The organism is Micromonospora sp. NPDC005291, from assembly GCF_040607415.1.
Classification (GTDB): domain Bacteria; phylum Actinomycetota; class Actinomycetes; order Mycobacteriales; family Micromonosporaceae; genus Micromonospora.
This window is the reverse complement of sequence record NZ_JBEXGR010000002.1, coordinates 491,005-512,904: the sequence shown is the minus strand read 5'-3', so window position 1 is coordinate 512,904 and position 21,900 is coordinate 491,005. Positions and strand designations below refer to the sequence as shown.

Genomic DNA, 21,900 nt, shown 5'->3' with positions numbered 1-21,900 from the left:
CCCTCGGCCGTGGTGTGCCGGGTGGGGGGTGTCATCACGCCCGCGTTATTGATCATGAGGTGGATCGGTCGGCCCTCGCCGAGCAGCGTGTCGGCGCGCCCCGGACCACTCGGGCCGGCTCCGCCGGTGTGGGACGGACTAGCGGTCTCTCAGGTCACCCGCAGCGTTGGCCGTTGAGGTTGAAGACCGTTGGCGCCGGATTGGTGCCGCTCCACGTGCCGTTGAAGCCAGTGCTGGTGGACGCGCCGGGGCTGAGTTTGCCGTTCCAGCTCATGCTGTCCGCGGTGACGCTCGTTCCGCTCTGTTTCCAGGTGGCCGACCAGCCCTGGCCGACCTTCTGGCCGGCGGTGGGGAAGTCGAAGGTGAGCTTCCAGCCGTCGATCGCGGTGGTGCCGGTGTTCTTGATCGTCACGGTCGCGGTGAAGCCGCCCGGCCAACTGTTCGCCGTGTAAGCGACCGTGCAGCCGACGGTCGGGGCGGTGGGCGCGGTCCGCACGGTCAGGCCGGGCGAGGCCGCCGAGACGTTGCCCGCCGCGTCGCGGGCGGTTACCACGAAGGTGTACGGGGTGTCCGGCGTCAACCCGGTCAGGGTGTACGTGGTGCCGGTGGCGCTGCCCACCTTCACGGTGCCGGTGGTGTCGACCCGGTGCACGTCGTATCCGGTGACTGCGGTGTCGTCGGTGGACGGCGTCCAGGCCAGCGCGACGCTGTCGCCGGTGATCGTGCCGGCGGTCGGCTTGCCCGGGGCGGTCGGCGCCTGGGTGTCGCCGGGCGTGGTGCCGCGCGGCAGTACCAGGTGGGTGATCGAGTTGGCCGGGAAGGTGGCCGTGAGGCCGCCGGCGGTCACCGGCTGGTCGGCCTCCCGGACGACGCCGGCGAGGTCCGTCCCGCTGTAACGGTAGACCTGGGCGGTGCTGGCGGCGGCGCCGGTGAGGGCGACCGGGCTGGTCAAGTCGTCGCCGGTTTTGTTGACTACGACCAGGGTGAGTGCCTTGTCGGCGCTCCGCTCGGCGGCGTACACGGCAAGCCTGCCCTGGTCGGCGCTGGTCGCCTTGACGGAGGTCTCGCCGAACGCGCCGCCCTTGCCGTCGTAGTTGCGGTAGATGCGGAAGGCGTTGGCCACCGGCTGGTCGGTCTCGGGCGCGGTCCAGAGGGTGGCCAGGTCGAGCCCTTCGCGGCCGAAGATGCCGAGTACGTCAGCCTGTGCGAGCGCGCCGTTGAGCGACCCGTGGCCGCCCCAGTTGTACTCGGTCATCGCGAGCTTCGTGCCCGGGTAGTGCTGGTCGACGAGCTCGCGCAGGCGCGGGATGAACCGGACCGGGCTGTTGATCCAGCTCTCGTCCACGTAGGTCGGGTCCCAGAGCTGGCGGGTCGAGCGCAGTCGTAGCGCCTGGGTGTTGGCGTCGCCGGCCGCGTCGCCGAACACGCCGGACTGCTGCGGGTAGAGGTGGACGTCGAAGTAGTCGAGGATGCGGGTGCCGTGCTGCTGCTCGTACTCGCGCATCCGGTCCAGGTACCACGGGCCGAGGTCCTGGCCGCCGTGCGCGGCCTTGTCCGGCGGGTTCGACCAGCAGCCGGTGCGCGAGCAGGTGTCCTGGTCGAGGCCCGAATAGAAGATCGAGTTCAGGCCCCAGCCGACGGGACCGAGCGTCTTCGCGCCGGAGTCGGCAGCCTTGATCGCGGCGGCGTACTCGTAGGTGCGGTCGCGTAGCTCGTCGTAGCCCAGCCCGGTCGGGCGGACGTCGCGGTGGGTGGAGTGCCACAGGTCCGGCTCGTTGTCCAGGTTGTAGAACTGGACCCCGCCGTCGGCGGCGGCGCCAAACTGCCCCTTGAGGTGGTTGACGAAGTCGGCGGCGTACCCCGGACCGACGGCGACGCTGGTGTCCTCCGGATCGTTGCCGGTGACCGGTGACCCGTCCGGCTTCTTGCCGTTGCCGCAGTCCGGCGCCCAGGGGTCGGTGGACTCCTGCGGGCCGTACTTGGCGACGCTGAAGCCACACGCCCGCGAACGGTCCTTGGCGATCCAGCCGAGCATCGGCACTGTCATGACCGTGGCGGCGCCGGTGGCCCTGTTCTGCTGCACGAACCGGTCGGTCTCCGAGCCCACAGGGAGGTCGGCCGGACTCGGGTTGTCGTTGGGGATGTTCTCGAAGTACCAGTCCGACGCGCGGTTGGTGGTGTCGGCACGGAAGTTGTAGCGAGTGGTGGCGTTGCCGCCGTAGCGGTGCACCGGCAGCCGTAGGTCGCGGGCGAGGGCCTCGTCGGCGAAGTTCATGCCGTAGACGTACGGGCTGATCTGGTGCCGGGCGGCGGTGGTGTCGACGGCCAGCGCCGGGCCGGCTGCGGCCAGGGCGGGCTCCGGCAGGGCCAGACCGCCGAGGGCCGTGGCGAGCACGACCGGGAGTAGAGCTGTGGTGGGACGCACGAGCATTCCTCTCAAATAGGAGCTCGTCGATGGGAGCGCTTCCTCACGATTGCGCTTTCCTGGCTGGGAGTCAACGCCGGAGACTCCTCGCAGTCCGCAGCGCGTTTCATGCCTCGGAGTCGGTTCGGAGCCGTTGCGTTGCCGACGGAGGTCCTGGCGGATCCGGCTGCTATTGGCGATCTGCGCGTACGGTGCCAAGACCGGCGTTCGGGCCGTCGCCGGATTCGCCCGGCACGATCACGGCGAGGACGACGTCCACTCGCGCCCGTGTGGTGCCCGGCTGCGGCGCCTGTCCGCAGGCGGGCACCGCGGGTCAGGTAGCGAGATGGTGGCGGATAGCCGCCGGGCGGCTGCCTGTGATCAGTGTGCTACCGCCGAGCGGCGGCGGCACGCTGGCGTGCCGATTCGTACAGCACGACGGTCGCGGCGGTCGCCGCGTTCAGGGAACTGGCGGACCCGAACATGGGGATCCGGACAAGCTGGTCGCATGCCTCGCGCCAGCCGGAGCTGAGGCCGGTGGTCTCGTTGCCGATCAACGTCAGGGTGGGTTGTGTGAAGTCGTACTCGGCGGTGTCCAGGATCCCGCGCTCATCGGTTCCCATGATGCTCATGCCGATGCCGTCGGCGCGGACGTCAGCGACCCAGGATAGAACGGCCTGGTGGGAGGGCACCCGGACCACGGGCAAGGCGAACAGCGAGCCGGTGCTCGCCCGGACCGCCTTCGGGTCGTACACGTCGGCGGCGTGGCCGGTGACGATGACGCCGCCGGCACCGAAGGCGTCCGCCGACCGAACGAGGGTCCCGATGTTGCCGGGGCTGGTGGGCCGATCGAACACGACGGTGAGCATGGTCGGACCGACCGGGATACGGCGCAGGTTGTCCTCCGGCAGCGCGACCACGGCCAGCAGCTCTGGAACCGTGTCTGCCTTACCTCCCAGTTCGTGCATCAGTTCACGCGAGACGGCGAACTTCTCGGCCCGGACTGTGTCCAGGGCCTCGCGTGCCCAGCCGGACAGCTGAGCGCTGGTGTCGTAGAGCAGCTCCCGGATCTGCCAGCCGTGTTCGACGGCCATGGTGATCGGGCGCACGCCTTGCACGAGGAACTCGCCGCGTCGCTGCCGCTTGGTTCGATTGCCGAGGAGAGCTTCCCACTGCTGGAACCGCGCATTGCGGCCACTTACTCGCAGAACCACTGCCAACCCCGCCTCCGTCACGTAGCTCGCCCATGCCCTGCCCCCGGCGTACTTCACTGGCCTCGGGACACTGTGCTGGATGCCGGCCGGGATCCGCCACCGGATCCTGACCCCTGGGCACGTCTTCTTCCGGCACCGCACCGGCGACTTCAACCTCACCGGCGCCGCGCCGTGGACCTCACCCTGGCTCCCCGAGGTTGCCGACAAGACCTTCGGCCAGGCGCTCAGGAACGGACGGGACATGTCGTCCCGGCGCCGCGGTCGGTGCCGTCCCCGTCCGGACCGAGGGCGTCCTGTCCGAGACCCCGACGGATCGCGATCTCTACGGGCGAGTATGCGCCGTCGGCCCGCTCCAGTTCGTACGGTGCGGCTGGCATCAGCGGCGGTTGGGCCATGAAGCGAGGCCGCGCTCCGTGGTGCGGTTGCGCCGCGTGCACCAGGAATGGGTGGCACAGGAAGACGTCGCCCGGAGATCCGGTGGCCAGAGCGAGCGGCCGGTGCTCGGACGCCGCCACCAGGTCTGGCGCAAGGGCCAGCCCGCTCGCTCCGTCCTCCCCGTACTTCTCCAGCACCTTCGGCACGTCGAGGTGGGAGCCGACCCGGATCCGGGTCGGGGCGTCCTTCTCACCGACCTCACTGAACAGGAACAGCATCAGCAGTGCCCGGCCCCGGGAACGCACATTGGTGAAGTACCAGCTCTCACCCTCCGGCAGATAGCTGCCCTCGATGTGCCAGCCCGCGTCGTCCGGCTCCTCTTCGTGCGGGAAGCGCAGCGGGAACGTGCCCAGCGAGTAGCGCGGCTCCCAGCGTCCCGCGCCGACGAGCAGGTCGTATGCGTGATGGAGGAACGGGGAGTTGGGAGCGGCGGCGAACGGCCCCTGCGCCATGCCGGGCACCCAGTGCACGGGCTGCGTCCACGTCGCTGGATCGTCCGGGTCGCAGCCCGTCTCCCGCCACAGCAGCCGCGCGCAGTCCGCTGCCACGCGCGGCGCGACGGCGCCCTTCAGCTTTACGAAGCCGTCGCGAAGAAAGCGGGATACCAAGGTCGTGTCATCCATGCCCCAATCGTGCGGCGGCGCCGGTCTCGATCACCCGACACTTTCCGCGCCCTTTCTGTCGGGTGCTCACCGGTGCGCTGCGACCACGGTTGACATCGGACAGAGGCTTGATGATCCCGGCACTCCGTCTGACCGTCGAAGGGAGCGAACACGTGGACACCTTCATCGTCAATCATCCCGAGTTCCGGCTCGTGGGGCACGCGGCCCGCGTCCGGCTGGTCCATCAAGGCATCAACCCGCACATCCAGCGGCACATCACCGCACTGCCGACGGAGGAGCACCTGCGCTTGAAGGCTCTCGGCAACACTGAGCCGAGCGGCCTGCTCGCGGTCAGCGACGACCTTGACCCCGACTACGCCGAAGGCAGCGAGCTGACCTACCTTCACGGCGTCGCCGTGTCCCCGGGTACGCCGGTCCCCGGCGGCCTCGACATCATCGAAGTTCCGGCCGGCAGATGGGTGGTCATCCGGACCACGGGGCCGCATCCGCAGACCCTGCAGAAGGCCTGGGCCACGGCCGCAGCCGCGTGGTTCCCGTTTAACCCGTGGCGTCTGCGACCAGGTCCGGAGATCGTCGCGGTGCTTGAGCCTACGAACGACTTCAGGACAGCGACCTGTGAACTCTGGCTACCCGTCGAACCGGCGTAACGATCTGGCGAGATCCAGACAGCATCAGGGGTCCGGCCTGGCGGCCAACACGATGGCCCGGTCCTGGCAACCGAGCGCGACTATCCGGATCTGCCCTGATCCGCGGGAGGAACTGCCCTTCATGCTGCGAGAGCGGTCGTGGTCGCGAGCCACCCTGATCGTCGCCGGCCGCGGATTGACCACGACCCGGACACCGAACTGGTCGTAGCCCCACCGGTTAGCCTCTAGCACGCTTTCTCAATATCGAGTCTTCCGCACTCTCATGCCGCGATGGCGCGTTGTCGTGCCGGGTCGATGACGGTGGGCCGCCCGAGGGCGGGTTCGCCGGGTCCGTTCCACTGCTCGCTCTGGGCTCATTGGTGAATCGGCGTGCGTTGCACCCCTGGTCCCGTTAGCTCAGACCCGGGAACCACCCGCAACGCCATGACCAGCGCAACCATCGTGGTGAAGTGATCAGGGGGTGCAGATGGGTCACGAGTTTCTCGGCGTGGTCGAACGTATCGGCTCCGATGTGGCCTCCGTCAAGGTCGGAGACCTGGTCGTGGCGTCGTTCTCGTACCAGGACAACACCTGCGAATTCTGCCGTGCCGGAGTGCAGACCGCCTGCGTACACGTCGGGTTCTTCAGCGCTGCGCAGGCTGAACTGATCCGCGTACCCCTCGCGGACGGCACGCTGGTCAAGCTGCCTGTCGGCGTCGATTCCGAGCTGCTGCCATCGCTGTTGACCCTGGCCGACGTGTACGGCACCGGCTACCACGCCGCCAAGCGCGCCAACGTCACCGCGGGCGACACCGTCGCCGTCATCGGCGACGGCGCGGTCGGCCTGCTCGCAGTGCTGTCGGCCAAGCGGCTCGGCGCCGAGCAGATCATCCTGATGGGCCGGCACAAGGTCCGCACCGACCTGGGCCGCGAGTACGGCGCCACCGACGTCGTCGCGGAGCGCGGCGAGGAAGGCATCGCCAAGGTCCGCGATCTCACCGGCGGTGGCGCGCCCAAGGTCCTCGAAGCCGTCGGCCTTCGACCCGCGTACGACCAGGCCGTCGGCATCGTGCGCGCCGGCGGCGTCATCAGCCGGGTGGGCGTGCCGCAGTACGAGGAAGCACCGGTCGGCTTCGCCAGCCTGTTCGGTCGCAACATCACGCTCAATGGGGGCCCGGCTCCCGTGCGTGCGTACATCGACGAGTTGCTGCCCGGCATCCTCGACGGCAGCGTCGACCCCGGCAAGGTCTTCGACCGTACGGTTCCGCTCGACGAGGTCCCCGCGGTGTACCGCGCCATGGATGACCGCCAAGTTCTCAAGGCCCTCATCGCCTTCTGAGCCTCACCACGGCGGAGCCACCCACAGGATGCCCGAGGCGCTTTCGCGCTGCGGGCATCCTGTGCGTACAGCATTCACCACTGCAGCACGGTGTCAGCGATGAACGTCCTGCACCGCCGATGGACCTCGCTGAGCGAGGTTGGTGAGCCGTTCAGTCAGCCGGGACAGCAGTTGCGGTGACCGGGGGCGTATTGCCCTGTCCGCCGGTAACCGCGGGCAGGGGAGCTGTCGTCCGCCGGACGGCGAGGGTGGGGGAGAGCTTCACCTGGGCTGTGGGCCGACTGCCGTCGGTGATGCGGTCGAGCAGCAGTCGGGCGGCATTGGTGCCGATCTGGTGGCCAGCCTGGTCGACGGTGGTGAGCGAGATCGGTCCGAAAGCAGCGAAGGTGGTGTTGTCGTAGCCGGCGACAGAGATGTCAGCGGGCGCTGACAGGCCGGCGTCGGCGAGGGCGTCCAGGACTCCCATGGCGACGATATCGGCGCCGGCGAAGATGGCGGTCGGTCGCTGCGGGCGGGCGAGTAACTCCTTCGTGCCGAGATAGCCGCCCTGCTGCGTATAGGTGGTGGAGGCGATATCAATGTGCTCTCCGAGACCATGAGCCCGCATGGCGTGGCGGTAGCCGTCGGCGCGCACGGCGTTCGGCATCTCGGTGAGCCGTACCGGATTGGTCTCGTGATGTTCGATGTGGGCGATGCGGCGGTGCCCGAGCTCGGCGAGGTGGGCGACGATCAGGCCGGCGCCGACGAAGTCGTCGTCGGCGACGGTGTCGTAGGCGGCCGAGTGTCCATGCCGCCCGACCACGACGGTGGGTACGGCACGGGCGATGCGTTCCAGGCGCTGCCGGGAGGTCAACGGAGCGATGAGGATGACGCCGTCCATGTTGCGGTCGATCATGGCGTCGGTGACGTGGGCTTCGCCGGTCTCGCTGTTGCAGGACGCGGCGATCAGCACCTGGTAGTCGGTGCCGCCGAGCTGAGCGCTGATGCCGTCGAGGACGTCGGCGAAGAACGGGTTGCGGATGTCGGGCAACATCACGCCGATGGTGTAGGTCTGTCCGCGAAGCCCGCGAGCCGACGCCGACGGGCGGTAGCCGAGTTCGTCGATGGCGGCACGGACCTTGGACTGCATCTGGGGGCTGGCGCCGTACGCGTTACGCAGCACCTTGGACACGGCAGTGGTCGACACCCCGGCATGTCTGGCCACGTCAATGATCGTGACTCGGCGCGTCGGCGCGGGCGGTCTCGGCATCCGATCTCCTCGTTCCGGGAAACGTTGCCCAGTGTAGGGATTGGCATGGCTCCACGGCTAGGACCCACGATGATCAACAATCAACACTGCCCCCAGCTGGTCTGACGGGGCTCAGGAGTTGATAGCGACCTCTTGACGCTTGTTGGTGTCGACTCTTAGGTCGGCGAAACATCTTGGAAAACGTTACCCGTTTCTGGCACCAAGGCTGTGGCGCGAGACGCAGGTCTGTGCCCCCCTCACTGTTCGCATCCTCGATCGCAGGGCCCCCGGTCCGCGCGGTATGAAACGATTCAATCAGGTGGGTATCCAGTGACACTCGAGGTGAAAAAACGTTCCTCACCACCGACGGAGACCGTGGCCGCACGCCGTCAGTCGGGCGCGCCGCCCTGGTGGTTCATGATTCCCGCGCTGCTGCTGTTCGCCTTCGTCGTCCTGGTGCCCAGCGCTCGAGGTTTGTACTACGCCTTCACCGACTGGGATGGCCTCGACCCGAACTTCACGGTCATCGGCCTGCGCAACTTCAGCGACATGATCCACGACGCCGACGCACTGTCGGCCGTCTGGCACACCGTGCTCATCGCGGTAGCGGTCACGGTGATTCAGAACGGCATCGGGCTGCTGCTGGCGCTCGGCGTCAACAGCATGATCAAGAGCCGGAACCTCCTGCGGGTGCTGTTGTTCGCGCCGGCGGTGGTCACACCAATCGTGACCGCCTATCTGTGGCGCAACCTGCTCGGTTATGACGGTGCTGTCAACACCTTGCTCGGCACGATCGGCCTCGGCTCGTGGCGGCAGGACTGGCTCGGTGACCCGGATCTGGCGCTCTGGATGATCGTGCTCGTCGTGGTGTGGCAGTTCGCCGGCTACTCCATGGTCATCTTCCTGGCCGGGCTGCAGTCGGTGCCCAAGGAGATCTACGAAGCGGCCGCCATCGACGGCAGCGGCCCGGTCCGCCGCTTCTGGTCCATCATCCGGCCGCTGCTCGCCCCCGCCATCACCATCAATCTGATGCTGTCGATCATCGGCGGGATCAAGCTCTTCGACCAGGTCTACGCGCTGACCGGCGGCGGTCCTGGGCACGCCACCGACACCATCTCCACGCTGATCTACAAGGATGCCTTCACCCTCGGCGAGTTCGGCTACAGCATCGCCCTCGCCGTCGTGTTGACGGCCATCGTCGCGGTCGCCTCCGCCGGCCAGTACGCCGTGCTGTCGCGCAACGAGAGGGCGACGTCATGAACCGCTACACCAAGCGCACCTTCGTGCTCGAAGTGCTCATGATCGCGGTGGCCCTCGCCTTCGCGTTCCCGGTCTACGTGCTGATCAACCTGGCCGTCCGGGCCCCGTCGGACACCTCGTCGCCCATCAGTCCCACCGTTGCGCCAACGCTGAGCAACTTCACGCAGGCCTGGCAGGAGGCCGGCCTCGGCGGCGCTTTGATCAACAGTGTTCTCGTCACCGCCGTCAGCGTCCTGATCGTGCTCGCCGTCTCCTCACTGGCCGCCTACCCTCTAGCCCGCTCCACCGCCCACTGGTCGCGCGCCACCTTCCTGCTGATCATGCTGGGGCTGGTCCTGCCGTTCCAGCTTGCGTCGCTGCCGCTCTACCAGACGATCCGTGACCTCGGTCTGCTCGGCTCGGTGTGGTCGCTGGTGCTGTTCTACGCCGGCCTGCAGGTGCCGTTTACGACCTTCCTCTACGTCGGCTTCCTGCGGGCTATGCCTCGCGACTTCGAGGACGCCGCCGCCATCGACGGATGCACACCGCTGGCGACCTTCCGCTACATCGTCCTACCGATGATGAAGCCGATCACCCTGACCGCGCTGGTACTCAACGCCGTCAGCGTGTGGAACGACTTCTTCACCCCGCTGCTCTACCTCAGCGGCAGCGACCAGCAGACCATGCCCGTCGCGGTCGCCGGCTTCGTCGGCCAGTTCGTCTCCGACTGGAACCTCATCTTCGCCGCCCTGCTGATCAGCATCGTCCCCGTCCTCGCCGTGTACCTCGTACTGCAACGCAGCATCATCAACGGCTTCGCCGGAGGGCTGAAGGGATGACCCCTCACGGCTTGCAGGTCGAGCATCGCACCGAACCGCTCGGGCTCGACGAACCCTGCCCACGGCTGTCCTGGAGGCTCAGCAGCGAGCGTCGAGGCGCAGCCCAGAGCGCCTACCGCATCACGGCCGCCGAGAACGAGCAGGACCTCGACGAGCCGTCCCAGCTGATCTGGGACACCCGTCGCCAGGTGTCAGCCGAAACGCTCCTGGTCGCGTGGGAGGGACCGGCCCTGCGGTCAACGACTCGCTATCACTGGCGGGTCGACGTCTGGGACGAGACGGGTGCACACACCGGACGCGCCCAGAGTTGGTTCGAGACCGGCCTCCTTCAGCCGTCGGAGTGGACCGCGGTGTGGATCGGCCGCGACCCGCGAGCGCTGCCACCCATCAATCCGCCCACCGACGACGACCTCGACACGCCCGGACCGGCGGAGGCGCCGCTATACCTGCGCACGCAGTTCCATTTGCCGAGTCGGCCGGTGCGGGCTCGGCTGTACGCCACCGCCCGCGGCGTCTACGAATCCCACCTCAACGGGGCACGCGTCGGTGACATCGAACTCGCGCCTGGCTGGACCGAGTACCACCAGCGGATCCAGTACCAGACCTACGACGTCACCGACCGCCTGCACGCCGGCGACAACGTGCTCGCCGCGATCGTCGCCGACGGCTGGTGGTCCGGGTACGTCGGCTTCGACTCGCGTCGTCCCGCCCTGCACTACGGCGATGCCCCACAATTCCTGGCGCAGCTGGTGGTGGACTTCACCGACGGCTCTCGGCAGGTGATCGCCACCGACGACGGCTGGACCGAACACACCGGCGCGATCCGCGCCGCCGATCTGCTGATGGGTCAGTACGTCGATGCCCGCCACGAACAGTCCGACTGGAATTGCCCCGGTGCCGCCAGCGATTTCCGGCCGGTCGCGATCCTGGATACCGACCCCGGACCACTGACCGCCGAACCCGACGCGCCGATCCGGGTCACCATCGACACCACCGCAGTGGCCGTGCACCGTCGCGGTCCGGACCGATTCATTGTCGACTTCGGGCAGAACCTGGTCGGTCGCCTGCGCCTGCGCCTACGCGACACGTCGGCCGGGCAGCGCGTCGTCGTACGCCATGCCGAGGTCCTGGCCGACGGCGAACTGTACGTCGAAAACCTGCGCCGAGCCCGCGCGACGGATACCTACATCACCGCGGGCCGCCCTACAGAGGTGTTCGAGCCGCAATTCACCGTTCACGGCTTCCGGTATGCCGAGATCAGCGGCTACCCGGGCGAGATCACCGACGCCGACGTGACCGCTCGGGTCGTGCACAACGACCTCGACTGGACCGGCCGGTTCGAATGCTCTGACCCGCTGGTCAACCAGCTGCACGCCAATATCGGCTGGGGGCAGCGTGGCAATTTCATCGCAGTTCCGACCGACTGCCCGCAACGTGACGAACGGCTCGGCTGGCTCGCCGACGCGCAGGTGTTCGCACCGACGGCGACCCGCAACGCCGACGTGTCCGCGTTCTTCGCCCGCTGGCTGCGGGACGTCGTCGACGGCCAGAACGACGACGGAGCGTTCAGAGACGTCGCCCCGATCGTCGCCATCGATCGCGAAGGTGCCCCGGCCTGGGGCGACGCCGGCGTCATCATCCCCTGGCTGCTGTGGCGCACCTACGGCGATCGGCGGGTCCTGGAGCGCTGCTTCGACGCGATGGTCGCGTGGGTCGAGCACATCCGCCGGCACAATCCCGATCTGCTCTGGGAACATCGCACCGGCAACTCGTACGGTGACTGGCTCCAGGTCGACGCGGATACACCTCGTGACGTGCTGGCCACGGCGTACTTCGCGCGCAGCGCGCAGATCGTCGCGGACGCCGCCGTCGTGCTGGGCCGATCCGGCGAGGCGGCCCGGTACCGGGCGCTGCACGCGGCAGTACGACGAGCCTTCATCGATGCCTACGTCGGAGACGACGGCAGCGTCAAGGGGGGCACCCAGACGGCGTACCTCCTGGCGCTGGGGTTCGACCTGCTCCCGGCCGACCTGATCGACAGGACAGTGGCGCACCTGGCCGCGGACATCGAGAGCCGCGGCAACAGGCTGACAACCGGATTCGTCGGAGTGCCGCTGCTGTGCCCGGTGCTGGCCGACCACGGTCACAGCGCCCTCGCCTACGCCCTGCTGCATCAGGACAAATACCCATCCTGGCTGTACTCGATCCGGCACGGCGCCACCACGATCTGGGAGCGCTGGGACGGCTGGACCGACCAGGACGGATTCCAGTCCGCCGCGATGAACTCGTTCAACCACTACAGCCTCGGCAGCGTCGGCGACTGGCTCTACGGCCGGGTCGCCGGCATCGATCAGAGCGCTGATTCGGTCGCCTACCGCGAGCTGCTGCTGCGCCCCACCCCGGGTGGGCAGCTGACCTGGGCGCGCGCTGAGCAGCAGACCGCCCGCGGGCTCGTCGCCTGCGGCTGGTCGATCACCGACGACCGGCTGACCGTGACCGTCACGGTGCCGCCGGGAAGCACCGCCGTACTGCAGATCCCCACCACCGCTCCCGGCGACGTGCGCGAAAACGACGTGCCCGCCGCCGGAACTCCTGGGGTTCTCGGGGCCGAACCAACTGCCGCCGGGCTGACCCTGCGGCTGACGTCCGGCCGCTACACCTTCACCGCCCCCGTCTGATTCATCTCCACCGTGGGAGACATCGTGAACACACGCAGATCTACCGCCGTCGCCGCCGCGCTGCTGGCCGCGACCCTGACGGCCGCCTGCAGCAGCGGCACCAACGCCGGCTCCGGCGGCGAGAACACCCTCACCATCGCCTCGGTCGACCAGGGCTCCATCGAACCAGTCGTGAAAGCCTTCGAAGCCGCCAACCCCGGCGTGAAGGTCAATCTCACCACCAGCGGCGCCGACCAGCATCAGCAGCAGATCCGTACCCAGCTGTCCTCCGGCACCGCACCCGACGTGATGTCGGTCTGGCCAGGCAACGGCAACCCCGGCGCCACCTACGTCATCGCCAAGCCCGGCTACCTGCTCGACCTGTCCGACCAGCCATGGGCCGCGCAACTGCCAGACGCGTTCAAGAAGCTCGCCCAGTACGAAGGGAAGACCTACAACGCGCTCTTCGGGCTCAACGGCATCGGCGCCGTCTACAACGACGAGGCGGTGAGCAAGGCCGGCCTGACCACGCCGGGCACCTGGACCGACCTGCTCGCCTTTTGCAGGGCCGCCGCCGGTAAGGGCACCCCCGCCTTCGCCCTCGGCATCCAGGACAACTGGGTCACCCAACTCGCCCTGTACGCCCTGGTGGCCACCGACGTCTATGGCACGGACAAGGACTTCGACGCCAAGATGCAGAACGGTCAGGCCACCTTCGCCGGGTCGGCATGGGCCAACGCCATGGCCAAGTACCAGGAGATGAACAAGGCCGGCTGCTTCCAGAAGAGCCCCCTCAGCACCAGCTACGAGGCCAGCCAGACCCTGGCCGCGACCGGTAAGACGCTCGGCGTCATCCAGGGCAACTGGGTCATCGCCCTACTCAAGCAGAAGAACCCGAACGGCAAGTTCACCATGAAGGCGCTGCCGGCCACCGACAACGCGGCGAGCTTCCTCATGCCTGCCGCCGCCGGTATGGGCTACGGCGTCAACGCCAAGGCGAAGAACAAGGAACTCTCGCTCAAGTTCGTCAACTTCGTGATGTCGCCGGAGGGCATGAAGCTGTTCAACGAGGCCCAGGGCAGCCTACCGACGCTGCCCACCGCCGCCACCACCGTCGACCCGGGCCTGGCCGAACTCACCACGTACGTCAAGGACAACCGCACCGTGCCCTTCATGGACCAGCTGTGGCCGAACGCCAAGGTCCAGCAGACCATGCTCAGCGGCCTGCAGGAGGTCTTCAGCGACCAGGCCACCCCCGCCGAGGTCCTCAAGGACATGGACGCCGACTACAAGGCAGGATCATGAGAGCCGTACGCCTGATCACCGCATTCGGGCTCGCCGCGACGCTCGCCGCGACCACCGTCCTCGCCGCCACCCCGGCCGGTGCCATCGGTCCCGACGTCCGAGTCGTCGACCTGCGTGTCGATGGCCGCCCCGACCAGCCGATCGGGCTGGACAACCCGAACCCGCTGCTGAGCTGGCGCTTCGCCGAAACGCGGTCGGCGGCCGCCGACCGGCAGACCGCCTACCAGATCCAGGTCCGCGACCTCGGCCAGAATCGGCTCATCTGGGACTCGGGCAAAGTCACCTCTGCCATCCAATCCGGCGTCCGCTACTCCGGTAAGGCACTCAGCTCCCGGCAACGCCTGGCCTGGCAGGTCCGGGTCTGGGACGCCAACCGACGCGCCTCTGCCTGGAGCGCCCGATCCACCTGGGAGATGGGCCTGCTCCAGCAATCCGACTGGGGCAGCGCGAAGTGGATCGAGTATCCCGACCGCGCCGACACCCAACCGATGCCGATCTTCGCCCGCCAGTTCAGCATCGACCCACGCCGTCAGGTCAGTCACGCGCGGCTCTACCTGTCCGGCGTTGGCATGCACCTGCCGACCGTCAACGGCCGCGAGTTGAACGACGAGGTCCTCGCCCCCGGCTACTCGAACTACCAACTGTCCAGCGAGTACCGCGGCTACGACATCACCGACGAGCTTCGCAAGGGTGACAACACCGTCGGGGTCAAGCTGGGCAACGGCCCGGCGTACGTGCGGCGCAGCGTCACCAACCCGGCGGTCGGGCGTACGTCGCCGTACTCGTGGTGGCAGAGCCAGCTCAAGGGCCGCGGGGTGCTCACCGGCGACACCGAGGCCGGGGCCACCACGGTCCACCTCGACAGCGTCACCGGCTATCACGTCGGCGGCACCATCAACGTCGACACCGCGGGCGGCGGGGACAACCTGGAGTCACGGACCATCACCGCGATCGGGACGGCCGGCGCCGACGGCACCGGCATCACCTTCACTCCCGGCCTGTCCAAACCGCACTCCACCGGTGCCACGGTCACCGGCTCCGGCAACAACGTCGCCGCCAGCGATGCCAGCGCCGGAGCGGCCGTCACCCCACGGCTCATTGCACGACTTGAGGTCGCGTACACCAGCGGGGTCTCGACGGTGATCGTCTCGGACCGCGAGTGGCGCACCTCGCTGGGCCCGCTTGTCACCGACGCCTGGTATTCGGGGTCTGACCACGACGCCCGCCGCGAGCAGCCCGGATGGGACCAGCCCCGCGCTGACCTGACGGCCACCGCCAAGCGGCGTGACGGCAGCCCGGCCGGGTGGATCGCCGCCGGCATCGCACCACCGCCGAACCTCGCGACCAAGCTGGTCGGACGCACCGCCCCGCCCATCACGATCGCGGACAAGTTCACGCCGGTCGCGGTGACCAACCCGAAACCCGGCACCTGGGTGTTCGACTTCGGGCAGAACATCGTCGGCCTGCCGCAACTCACGCTCAAGCCGGGAGTGCCGGCCGGCACCACGATCCGCCTCTCCCCGGCCGAGTCCCTCGCGGCCGACGGCACCGTGGATCAAGCCTCGTTGATGGGCGGCGGTGGCAGCCGCGGCACCGACCTGTTCAACACCTACACGGCCGGTGGACTACGCGGCGGGGAGACCTGGCGGCCGGACTTCAACTATTTCGGCATGCAGTGGGTGCAGGTCACCGGCCTGCCCGATGGCTATGTGCCGACCAAGGAAACCGTCACCGGGCTGCGGGTGCAGGCGGACACGCCTCTCGCCGGCAGCGTGGTCACGTCGAACGCACGGGTCAACCGCATCCACGACATGGCTTGGTACTCGTTCGCCGGCAACATCATGTCGGTCTTCACCGACTGTCCAGGCCGGGAGAAGCTGTCCTACCCGGCGGACTACACCATGCCGATGGGCTCGATCCACCGCAACTTCGACCTGTCCGCGTACCTGCGTACCCACGAGCGGCACCTGGTCGAAGGCCAGTCGATGGCCGACACCCCGATGTTCGGCAACGTGGCCCTCAAGACCCCCGTCTACGACTGGGGCTACTCGGGCCGCTTCGGTGACGAGGTCAACTGGGGCAACGCCATCATCCTGGTACCGGGATTCCTGCGGGAGCTGTACGGCGACACCGAGACGGCGGCCCGTTACTACGAGCCGATGGTGCGTTTCGCCGACTACATCCAGCGGCAGAAGGCGGTCGGGCACATCGTCGACGCGGCCCTCGCCGACTGGGTGTCCGCCGACCAGACCTCCGGCCGGATCACCGGCACCTGGGGTTACTACCTCATGATCAGCGAACTCGCTAAGCTGGCAGAGCTGACCGGCCGTCCCGCGGACGCGCAGAAGTACACGGCGCTGGCCGCCGACATCAGGACGGCATTCAACGCGGCCTTCTACAACACGACTCTGCGCCGCTACACCACCGATGGCAACGCCGGCACCGCAGGCGCCACCCAGACAGCGCAGGCACTCGCCCTCGACGCCGGCCTGGTGCCCGACGGTGAACGGCAGCCGGTCCTCGACGCACTGGTGGAGCTCGTCTACGCGTTCCACCCGGTCGGTGACGGCCCGCACTTCAGCGGCGGCACCATCGGCATGGCACCGACCGTGCGGGCGCTGTCCGACGGCGGCCGCGACGACGTGCTGTGGGACCTCATCCAGGAAGATGAGCAGCCCAGCTACGGCTACTTCATGGAGTCCACCACCGCGAACCCGGGCGGCATGACGACCATGGGGGAGCGGTGGAACCGGGGCGACTCGAAGAACCACATGATCCTCGCCCAGATCGAGGAGTGGTTCCACGCCGGCCTGGCCGGTATCCGTGCGGCTGAGGGCACCGCCGCCTACCGCGAGCTGGTCATCCAGCCGAAGGTGGTCGGCGACCTGACGTTCGTCAAGGGCAGTTACACGACCCCGCAAGGGACGGCCCGCTCGGAGTGGACCCGTACCGGCGACCGTCTGCGGCTGACCGTCACCGTTCCGCCGAACAGCACCGCCGAGGTGTGGGTGCCCACCCTCGGCGGCACGGTGACCGGCGCTCCGCACCGCACAAAGCTCCTGCGCAGCGAGGGCGGCTATTCCGTCTACCGGGCGCCGTCGGGCACCTACACCTTCACCACCAGGTGAGGTGACGTGGCCTCCGCGCCCCGGGCGCGGAGGCCACGCCTCCATCTGCCGAGAGGACTCGCGTGAACTTCCCGGACGGCTTCCTGTGGGGCACCGCCACCTCGGCCCACCAGGTCGAGGGCGGCAACACCAACAACGACTGGTGGGACTTCGAACACCACCCCGCGTCGGCCGCGCAGACGTCGTCGGGCGACGGCATCGACCACTTCCACCGGTACGCCGATGACTTCGCGCTCCTTCGCTCCCTGGGCCACAACGCACACCGCCTGTCGATCGAGTGGTCCCGGATCGAACCGGCGCCCGGCGAGTTCAGCCGCACCGCCATCGCCCACTACCGGCGGGTCCTCACCGCGCTCGCCGACACCGGCATGACGGCCTTCGTCACCCTGCACCACTTCACCCTGCCGCGCTGGTTCGCCGCCCGGGGAGGCTGGCTCGCCCCGGACGCCATCGCCTTGTTCACCCGGTACTGCACCCGTGTCACAGCCGAGCTGGCTTCGCTGATGCCGTACATCTGCACCATCAACGAGCCGCAGATGATCGCCCTGCACGGCCACCTCGAGGGCTACCACCCGCCCGGCCTGACCAACCCGGTCCTCTGGAGACGCGTCGGCTCGGTTCTACTGGACGCACACCTCGCCGCGGTCCCTGCGATCCGCGCCGCCGGTGGCGCCCAGATCGGGTTGGCCGTGCAGCTGCCGCTGCTCGCACCGGCCCGCGACGACGATGCCTGTCGGTCTCTGCACCGGCTGATGCGCTACGAGATCGTCGACCGCTACCTCGACAACCTCGTCGGCCCCGATGGCGGTGACTGGCTCGGGGTGCAGTACTACCGCAAACAGTGGGTCGACCCCGCCTCACCCACCTGGTTCGGTGAACCGCCAACCGGCACTCCGCTGACCCAGATGGGCTGGGCCGTGCACCCCGACGGCCTGCGGGAGATGCTGCACCGCGCCGCCGCCACCGGGCTGCCGCTTTACGTCACCGAGAACGGCATTGCCACCACCGACGACACCGAACGGATCGCGTATCTGACCGCGCACCTGGCCGCCCTCGCAAAGGCCCGCGCCGAAGGCGTCGATGTGCGCGGATACCTGCACTGGTCGGCGTTCGACAACTTCGAGTGGAGCGAGGGGTACCGGCCCCGATTCGGGCTCATCGGCGTCGACGACTCATTCACCCGGTTGCCCAAACCCAGCGCCCACGTCTTCGCCCGCATCGCTCGCACCGGACAATTCCAGGAGGCCCTGTGATGACCTTCACTGAGCTGCGGCCGCAGCTGACGATCGAGGAGAAGGCCGCGCTGTGCCTGGGCTCCACCTTTTGGCACATCGCACCGGTGCCGCGCCCCGGTATCCCGGCGATCATGGTGTCCGACGGCCCCCACGGGCTGCACGAACCCGAACGAAACCCGGACCAACAGGCGTCGATCTTTCAACCTCGGTAGCTGCTCTGGTGGATGCCACCCTGCGGGGGCGTGCCGTACGAGCCCGGGAACCCGCCGCCCACCGGCCCGGTGTGCAGTACAGCGGTCGGGGCATCGGCCATGCTCCCACCGGCCGGCGCCGACAGTTGGGTCGTCGAGGGAACACCCGCGTCCGGTGCGTTCCTCCGGCGCATCACCACCAGTGCGAGCGCGCCCAGGCCCGCGGCGACCATCAAGCCGCCCAGGAGGAGGAACGGCGACGGACTGCTTCCCTCGTCGCTGACGGCTTTGAGGGTGGGCGGCGCAGCCTCGGGGGTGCCGTCGCCCGCCGCGGCGAGAGGGCTTGCCTCTGCAGTGGGCGACGGCGACGTCTTGGTGGGCGCTGCCACCGCAGAGAGGGTCAGCCGCACGGTCGCGACGTCACCGGCGCTGCCCCGTACGGTCGTGCTAGCGGTGCGGTAGCCGTCCCTGGCCGCGCGGACCGTGATGGATCCCTCGGCGATTGTCTTGGCGGCGGTCGACGTGATCGAGAACTGGCCACTGGGGCTGCTGGTCGTCCGGTATTCGTGCCCGGCGCTGTCCCGGATGGTCAGATCCACGCCGCCGATTGCCTTTCCGGCAGCGTCGCGGACCCGCCCGGAGACCCCGCTCACCCCGGCCGCCGGCTTGTCCCCGCCGGGCGACGACGTGCCCGGGCCGTGGACGTAGACCATCTTGTGGTCATAGATGTTCTGTCCGGCAAGCCGCACGCCGATCGAGATGTTGAGGCCGGTGGTCTCACCCGGGCGAGCCGCGGGGGCGACGAGCGTCGTGTCGAAGGTCTGGCTCCGGCCAGGTCCGAGCTTCGGCTCTGCCCGGCATCCGGACGTGCATCGCAAGCCACCGCCGACCACCACGATGGCCGTTTCCGCCCTGCTTCCGTTGTTGGTGACGCGGAACCGCACGCGTACCGTCTCGTTGGGTTTCACGTTCTCCGCCGACACGCTCAGGATGCGGACGGTCTCCGGGGCGGCCGTCGCGGGTGCCGCCGACACCGCGAGCGTCCCCCCGGTCAGCGTGATCAATGCGGCCGCTCGGGTCCATCGGACACATAAGCGCGTCGTCACTTCCAACCACCTTCTCCAAGAGCAGGCAACACCGGTCGATGGCGCCGCGGGCCACTATGCCCTGTCTGGAACGGATTGCGCGACCCACCTCCGACGGCTCCACGACATCGCTCCCGCCAGTCGTCCCCGCCGTCCGGGAGACCGTCAACGCCGCTCGCGGTACCCCCCACCCCGCCCCGCGACCACACCTGGTGCAGGTGCACGACCAGCTAAGGGCGCAACTCCCTCTGGCGTCTTCACGGTTGCTGCTGCGCCCGGTCGGTCTCGTCCCGTACGTCGAGTGGTACCCCGAGGTTGCGTTGCTCGCGGAAGGCAGCTTGGACGCCTGCCTGGAACCCCATCGATCTCGGGTCATGTCGGGCCAGCATGGCGGCAGTGGGCACGCACCTGCCCGTCCCGCACCTTGACCACGATGGCCTCTATGAACACCGCGGCGTAGACCTCGTTCAAGGGCTGGTGGCACGAGCCGGTCACCTCCTCGATCGCCCCGACCAGCGCGGACTGTGCATGGGGCACGGGCCCGCCGGGCCGTTGCCCGGGGCAAGCTAATCTAGATCCACAGGTCACTCGGCTGTCACACTGTCCCCACATCCGCCACCTCCCTGCCGGACCGCGACCGGGTTCGGCGTAACGCCGTGCAGGGGTATCTGAGGAGGGCCGAGCATGGGCACCGCTTGGGTGACGGCGGTGGCCTTCGTGGTCGGCGGCGTCGTCGGCGCCTCGATCATGGCGCTGAGCGTGCGCCGGACGGCCGCCGCGAGGAGCAAGGAGCTGGCGCAGCTCGAACAGTTGGTGGAGCGGCGGGCGGAGCAGGTGACCGCGCTGAGCCATGAGCTGCGGACCCCGTTGAGCATGATCAAGGGGGCGGTCGATCTGTTGCGGGAGGGCACCCCCGGACCGCTCACCGCTGCGCAGGCCCGCTTCCTACAGGTCCTGGATCAGCAGTGCACGCAGGTCATCGGGCTGTGCGAGAGCCTACTGATCCAGGCCAAGATTGAAGCCGGGTTGTTCACGCCACACCTGGAGAGGGTGGACGTGTCGGTGGTGGTGCGCGAGGTGGTGACCGCAATGCGACCGTTGTGTGTGCAGCGGCAGCAACGCATCAGCCTCGACATGCCACAGGTGATGCCGCGCATCCGGGCGGACCCGATGCTGCTGACCCAGGCGCTGACCAACCTGCTGTCGAACGCGAGCCGGTTCACCACGACCGGCGGGAATCTCGACGTGCGGGTCATGCTGATCGACAATGGCGTGGCGGTGTACGTGACCGACGACGGCGCGGGCATGAGTCAGGCGGAGCGGCAACGCCTGTTCCACCGCTTCGCCACGGGTCGGCCGTTGGCCGACGGCACCGGGCTCGGCCTGGTGATCACGAAGACCATCGTGGAACTGCACGGAGGCGAAATCATGGTGCACACGGCGTCGACCCGGGGGACCACCATCCTCCTGACCCTGCCGGACCGGTCGTGACGGGCACCGGCGAGCAGTTCGGGGGTGGGCCTACCGCGCTGGTGGTCGACGACGAGCCGCAGATGACGATCATTGTGGAGTTCGCTCTGCAGACCCAAGGCTTCACCGTCCTCACCGCCCACGACGGCGCTACCGCCCTGCACCTGCTGCGGACGCACGCGGTGGACCTCGTGGTGTTGGACGTGATGATGCCGACGATGGACGGGCTGACCCTGTGTCAGCGGATTCGGGCGCGCTCGGAGGCCCCCATCATGTTCCTCACTGCGATGTCCCAGCGTGACGATGTCATCACTGGGCTGGAGCACGGTGCCGACGACTACGTCACCAAACCGTTCCACCCGCGGGAGGTGGCGCTGCGTGCGCAGGCGTTGGTGCGCCGCCGCCGTGGCACGGGCGCCGCCATCCGGGTCGGGGCACTGGTCATCGAACCGGCTGCCCAGACCGCGACGTTGGCGCAGCATCGGCTCGACCTGCCGTTCACGGAGTTCAAGCTGCTGCACCACCTCGCGGTTCGACGGGGCGTGCCGCAGTCGTGGCAGGACCTGCTGCGGGAGGTCTGGGGCACCACGGACCTGATCGGGGGGCGCGACGTCGTGAAGTCCGCGGTGTATCGGTTGCGGTCGCGGCTCGCCGGCATACCAGGCGGATCAGCGTACGTGTGCACGCTGCGCGGGGTCGGCTACCTGATGCCCGAGATGGCTGCGGAACCTCCCACCGGGGAAAATGCGTCCTCCGCGCCGACTTGGTGACGGCGGCGTCACCAGCACTCACATCGCTGTCACCAGAGCGTCGTTCACGCGCCCTTAACGTGGCCGTCACATCGCACACATCAATTCTGGCGGCTTCAGTAAGGGAGACACG

The 21,900-nt window shown here is 68.5% G+C and carries 17 protein-coding genes; 11 read left to right on the top strand and 6 right to left on the bottom strand.

Annotated features, from left to right (window positions below; genetic code table 11):
- Positions 1 to 154: 154 nt before the first annotated feature.
- From ABZT18_RS04420 to ABZT18_RS04410, 3 genes are all read right to left on the bottom strand, one after another.
- Positions 155 to 2,431, bottom strand: coding sequence for a glycoside hydrolase family 44 protein (locus tag ABZT18_RS04420; protein WP_355250433.1), 2,277 nt, complete (start codon positions 2,429 to 2,431; stop codon positions 155 to 157).
- 362 nt (positions 2,432 to 2,793) lie between these two features.
- Complete coding sequence (locus ABZT18_RS04415; RefSeq protein WP_354992372.1) at positions 2,794 to 3,624, bottom strand: TrmH family RNA methyltransferase; 831 nt, start codon at positions 3,622 to 3,624, stop codon at positions 2,794 to 2,796.
- A 218-nt stretch (positions 3,625 to 3,842) separates the two neighbouring features.
- Entirely contained in the window at positions 3,843 to 4,676 is an 834-nt protein-coding gene (locus tag ABZT18_RS04410) for a phytanoyl-CoA dioxygenase family protein (protein ID WP_354992371.1), read from the bottom strand.
- Between the two features lie 62 nt (positions 4,677 to 4,738).
- Here ABZT18_RS04410 and ABZT18_RS04405 point away from each other — a divergent pair, with 62 nt between their 5' ends.
- Both ABZT18_RS04405 and ABZT18_RS04400 read left to right on the top strand, forming a co-directional pair.
- A complete protein-coding gene (locus ABZT18_RS04405; protein WP_355250431.1) occupies positions 4,739 to 5,323 on the top strand; it encodes a GyrI-like domain-containing protein in 585 nt (194 codons plus the stop codon).
- A gap of 466 nt (positions 5,324 to 5,789) precedes the next feature.
- Positions 5,790 to 6,641 carry a zinc-binding dehydrogenase gene (locus ABZT18_RS04400; protein ID WP_354992369.1) on the top strand — a complete coding sequence of 284 codons (852 nt, stop codon included), beginning with the start codon at positions 5,790 to 5,792 and terminating at the stop codon, positions 6,639 to 6,641.
- Positions 6,642 to 6,792: 151 nt separating this feature from the next.
- On the opposite strand, the gene ABZT18_RS04395 is transcribed toward ABZT18_RS04400, so the two are convergent.
- The gene (locus ABZT18_RS04395; RefSeq protein WP_355250428.1) at positions 6,793 to 7,890 is read right to left on the bottom strand and encodes a LacI family DNA-binding transcriptional regulator; all 1,098 of its coding nucleotides are present in this window, start codon (positions 7,888 to 7,890) and stop codon (positions 6,793 to 6,795) included.
- A 354-nt stretch (positions 7,891 to 8,244) separates the two neighbouring features.
- Between ABZT18_RS04395 and ABZT18_RS04390 the strand changes: the two genes are divergently transcribed.
- The 7 genes from ABZT18_RS04390 to ABZT18_RS04360 all read left to right on the top strand — a co-directional run bounded on the left by ABZT18_RS04390 (position 8,245) and on the right by ABZT18_RS04360 (position 18,484).
- Positions 8,245 to 9,129, top strand: coding sequence for a sugar ABC transporter permease (locus ABZT18_RS04390; RefSeq protein ID WP_354992367.1), 885 nt, complete (start codon positions 8,245 to 8,247; stop codon positions 9,127 to 9,129).
- Positions 9,126 to 9,947 carry a carbohydrate ABC transporter permease gene (locus tag ABZT18_RS04385; RefSeq protein ID WP_354992366.1) on the top strand — a complete coding sequence of 274 codons (822 nt, stop codon included), beginning with the start codon at positions 9,126 to 9,128 and terminating at the stop codon, positions 9,945 to 9,947. The genes ABZT18_RS04390 and ABZT18_RS04385 overlap by 4 nt, the downstream gene beginning before the upstream one ends.
- On the top strand, positions 9,944 to 12,625 hold the full coding sequence (locus ABZT18_RS04380) for a family 78 glycoside hydrolase catalytic domain (protein WP_355250425.1): 2,682 nt from the start codon (positions 9,944 to 9,946) through the stop codon (positions 12,623 to 12,625). Before ABZT18_RS04385 ends, ABZT18_RS04380 begins: the two co-directional genes overlap by 4 nt.
- Positions 12,626 to 12,649: 24 nt before the next feature.
- Positions 12,650 to 13,909, top strand: a complete 1,260-nt coding sequence (locus tag ABZT18_RS04375) for an extracellular solute-binding protein (RefSeq protein WP_354992364.1) — start codon at positions 12,650 to 12,652, stop codon at positions 13,907 to 13,909.
- On the top strand, positions 13,906 to 17,037 hold the full coding sequence (locus ABZT18_RS04370) for a family 78 glycoside hydrolase catalytic domain (protein WP_355250422.1): 3,132 nt from the start codon (positions 13,906 to 13,908) through the stop codon (positions 17,035 to 17,037). The genes ABZT18_RS04375 and ABZT18_RS04370 overlap by 4 nt, the downstream gene beginning before the upstream one ends.
- 62 nt (positions 17,038 to 17,099) lie before the next feature.
- Positions 17,100 to 18,290 carry a family 1 glycosylhydrolase gene (locus ABZT18_RS04365; RefSeq protein ID WP_355250419.1) on the top strand — a complete coding sequence of 397 codons (1,191 nt, stop codon included), beginning with the start codon at positions 17,100 to 17,102 and terminating at the stop codon, positions 18,288 to 18,290.
- Entirely contained in the window at positions 18,290 to 18,484 is a 195-nt protein-coding gene (locus tag ABZT18_RS04360; protein WP_354992361.1) for a hypothetical protein, read from the top strand. Before ABZT18_RS04365 ends, ABZT18_RS04360 begins: the two co-directional genes overlap by 1 nt.
- Here ABZT18_RS04360 and ABZT18_RS04355 read toward each other — a convergent pair.
- Complete coding sequence (locus ABZT18_RS04355) at positions 18,472 to 19,527, bottom strand: carboxypeptidase-like regulatory domain-containing protein (RefSeq protein WP_355250416.1); 1,056 nt, start codon at positions 19,525 to 19,527, stop codon at positions 18,472 to 18,474. The genes ABZT18_RS04360 and ABZT18_RS04355 overlap by 13 nt on opposite strands.
- A 393-nt stretch (positions 19,528 to 19,920) precedes the next feature.
- Positions 19,921 to 20,085, bottom strand: a complete 165-nt coding sequence (locus tag ABZT18_RS04350; protein WP_355250442.1) for a hypothetical protein — start codon at positions 20,083 to 20,085, stop codon at positions 19,921 to 19,923.
- 147 nt (positions 20,086 to 20,232) lie between these two features.
- Here ABZT18_RS04350 and ABZT18_RS04345 point away from each other — a divergent pair, with 147 nt between their 5' ends.
- Both ABZT18_RS04345 and ABZT18_RS04340 read left to right on the top strand, forming a co-directional pair.
- Positions 20,233 to 21,039 carry a HAMP domain-containing sensor histidine kinase gene (locus ABZT18_RS04345; RefSeq protein WP_354992359.1) on the top strand — a complete coding sequence of 269 codons (807 nt, stop codon included), beginning with the start codon at positions 20,233 to 20,235 and terminating at the stop codon, positions 21,037 to 21,039.
- A complete protein-coding gene (locus ABZT18_RS04340; RefSeq protein WP_355250413.1) occupies positions 21,036 to 21,788 on the top strand; it encodes a response regulator transcription factor in 753 nt (250 codons plus the stop codon). The genes ABZT18_RS04345 and ABZT18_RS04340 overlap by 4 nt, the downstream gene beginning before the upstream one ends.
- Positions 21,789 to 21,900: the final 112 nt, after the last annotated feature.